Here is a 2850-nt window from a genome sequence, read left to right on the forward strand (position 1 = left end):
CCGAGATCGCGACGAATCGCAGTCCCACGGCATCCGCCAGCAGCCGCGCGATCGTGGTCTTGCCGGTGCCCGGCGGCCCCCACAGGATCATCGACGACAGCCGCCCGGCGGCGACCATCCGGCCGATCGCGCCTTCCGGCCCGGTCAGATGCTCCTGCCCGACGACATCCTCCAGCAGCGCCGGGCGCAGGCGGTCGGCCAGCGGCGCGTCGGCGGCGGGCGGCGCGGCCGGCGGCGGATCGAAGGTGGCGAAGAGGTCGGCCATGCGGCTTCCAAGATAGGCGCGGCGCGCCCGCGCGACCAGCCGTGTCGCCGCCGGCGCGTCGGATCGCCGGCGACAAAAATGCGCGGCCGCGATTGACAAAGAGCGTCTACGATATATCTTAGTGCCATCATGAACCAATCAAGGATATCGTACATGCATTTTGGACATCGTGGAGAAGGGCGCGGTTGCGGCCCGGAGGGGCGGCACGGCGGCAAGCATTGGGGCGGCGGGCACTGGGGTGCCGAGCGCGCCGGCGGGCGTCGTGGCGGGCACTGGTCGCGCGGGCCTTTCAGCTTTCGCTGGGAAATGTCGGACGAGCGCGGCGGCCCCGGTCGCGGGCGTCGTCGGATGTTCGACGGCAGCGAGCTGCGGCTGGTGCTGTTGCGCCTGATCGCGGACCAGCCGCGCCACGGCTATGACCTGATCAAGGAGATCGAAGAGCGCACCGGCGGCGCTTATGCGCCCAGCCCCGGCGTGGTCTATCCGACGCTGACCTTGCTCGCCGACATGGGCCATATCGAGGAACAGCAGTCGGACGGCGCGCGGAAGCTGTTCGCGGTCACCCCGGCCGGCGAGGCCGAGCTCGAGGCCAAGGCGGAGGAGGTCGCGGCGCTGATGGCGCGGATCGCCCACCTCGCCGAACATCGCGAACGGTCGAGCGGCGGCCCACCGATCCGCCGCGCCATCGGCAATCTGCGATCGGCGATCGGCGATCGCATGTCGGCCGAGGATGCCGATGCCGAGACGATGCACGCGGTGGCGGCGATCCTCGACGAAGCGGCGCAGAAAATCGAGCGCCTGTAAGGCCGGCGTGATACCGCGCCTCAATCTGTTGCGGCGCCGGCTGGGTCTCCAGCCGGCGCCCGCCATTTCAAGGAGAACCGCCATGACGGTCACCGTCACCGCCCGCGTGCCGACCGCGAACGGCAGCAAATATCTTCAGCAGCTGTGCAAGCACTGGCAGCACAATCTCGCCGTGGAATTCACCCCCGATCATGGCACCGTGGTGTTCCCGAAGGACGCGCGCGGGGCGGACTGGCCCGGCGACGGTCTGGTCACCTTCACCGCCGGCGCCGATGTGCTCGACGTGCGGATCGACGCCAGCAGCGCGGAACATTCGGAAGCGTTGCAGGGCGCGGTGCAGCGCCACCTCGATCGCTTCGCCTTCCGCGAGGCGCCGCTGAGCTTCGACTGGAAATAGCGGCACCACCTCCCCAGCGAAGGCCGGGGCCCGGTCAGACAGGCCGATGTGACGGCGCGAATCGTCCGCCAACCCTTGTATCGCGACTGTGCCCCGGCCTTCGCCGGGGAGGAGGTCAAACCCCGCCGCCCCGCCGCGTCAGCAATTCCAGATAGCTGTCGAGCACGACCTGGTTGATCCGTTCCCACACATAGCCGGCCGCCTTGGCGTGGCCGGCGGCGCCGGCGGCGTGGCGCGCGGAATCTTCCTGCGCGTAGTGCGCGATCGCGTCGGCATAGGCCGACACGTCGCGCGCGGGCACCAGCCGGCCGGTGACGCCGTCGTCAATCAGGTCGATCGCGCCGGTCGCGCGCGCCGCGACCACCGGCACCGCCGCCGCCATCGCCTCCAGCGTGACGTTGCCGAACGTCTCGGTGACGCTGGGGTTGAAGAACACGTCCATGCTCGCGACGGCGCGGCCGAGGTCGTCGCCGCGCTGGAACCCGGCGAAGGCGGCGTCGGGCACCCGTTCGGCGAACCATTCGCGCGCCGGTCCGTCGCCGATCACCAGGACGCGGTGCCGGACGCCGCGCGCCTTCAGCTCGCGGAGCACGTCGGCGAAGATGTCGAGCCCCTTTTCCAGCACGAGCCGGCCCAGGAAGCCCACCGCGACCTCATCGTCGGCGATGCCCAGCCCGCGCCGCCACTCCAGGCTGCGCCGCGCCGGGGTGAAGCGGTCGTGATCGACCCCGCGTGACCAGATGCCGATCGGGCTGGTCACGCCCCAGCCGCGGATCAGTTCGGCCATCGACTGGCCGGGCGTGAACACCTGATCGACGCGGTTGTAGAACCGCGTCAGCAGCCGCACCAGCAACGGCTCGACAAAGCCGATGTGGTAATAGCGCGGATAGGTCTCGAACCGGGTGTGGAGCGACGCGACCGTGGCGATGCCGTGGCGCCGCCCCCACGTCACCGCGCGGTGGCCGAGGATCTCGGGCGCGGAGACATGGACGACGTTGGGGGCGAAGGCGGACAGGTCGGCGCGGATCGCGGCGGGCAGCCCGCGCGCCAGCCGGTATTCGGCGCGCCCGGCGGGCATCGGGATTGCCGGCACGCTGACCAGGTCGCCGGTCGGCGGAAACGCCGGCGGATCGATCGTCGGCGAATAGACGCGCACCGCCGCGCCGCGATCCAGCAGATGCCCGACCAGCAGGTTGAGCGCCTGGTTCGCGCCGTCGCGCGTGTAGTTGTAATTGCCGCTGAACAGCGCGACCCGCAGATCGGTGGCTTGCATGGACGGGCGATAGCGCCCGCGCGATCCGAACGCCATCCGGCTTTTTCGTTTCCCTTTCGTTCCGCACGCGATATGCTGGCGGGCATGGTGAAGGCGAAGAAACGCTACGTG

4 protein-coding genes are annotated in these 2850 nt (G+C 70.2%); 2 read left to right on the forward strand and 2 right to left on the reverse strand.

Annotated elements, in window-relative coordinates; genetic code table 11:
• A partial coding sequence (locus VNR91_RS09065) for an AAA family ATPase (protein ID WP_325490442.1) occupies positions 1–265 on the reverse strand: 265 nt, incomplete at its 3' end.
• A 153-nt stretch (positions 266–418) separates the two neighbouring features.
• Here VNR91_RS09065 and VNR91_RS09070 point away from each other — a divergent pair.
• Together VNR91_RS09070 and VNR91_RS09075 are read left to right on the forward strand one after the other, a co-directional pair.
• Positions 419–1069, forward strand: coding sequence for a PadR family transcriptional regulator (locus tag VNR91_RS09070; protein WP_325490443.1), 651 nt, complete (start codon positions 419–421; stop codon positions 1067–1069).
• Positions 1070–1151: 82 nt separating this feature from the next.
• Positions 1152–1466, forward strand: a complete 315-nt coding sequence (locus VNR91_RS09075) for a DUF2218 domain-containing protein (protein ID WP_325490444.1) — start codon at positions 1152–1154, stop codon at positions 1464–1466.
• A gap of 115 nt (positions 1467–1581) precedes the next feature.
• Here the strand turns inward: VNR91_RS09075 and VNR91_RS09080 are convergent, their stop codons facing one another.
• Positions 1582–2739 carry a glycosyltransferase family 1 protein gene (locus VNR91_RS09080; RefSeq protein WP_325490445.1) on the reverse strand — a complete coding sequence of 386 codons (1158 nt, stop codon included), beginning with the start codon at positions 2737–2739 and terminating at the stop codon, positions 1582–1584.
• Positions 2740–2850: the final 111 nt, after the last annotated feature.

The sequence above is a fragment of the Sphingomonas sp. genome, from assembly GCF_035555815.1.
Lineage (GTDB): Bacteria > Pseudomonadota > Alphaproteobacteria > Sphingomonadales > Sphingomonadaceae > Sphingomonas.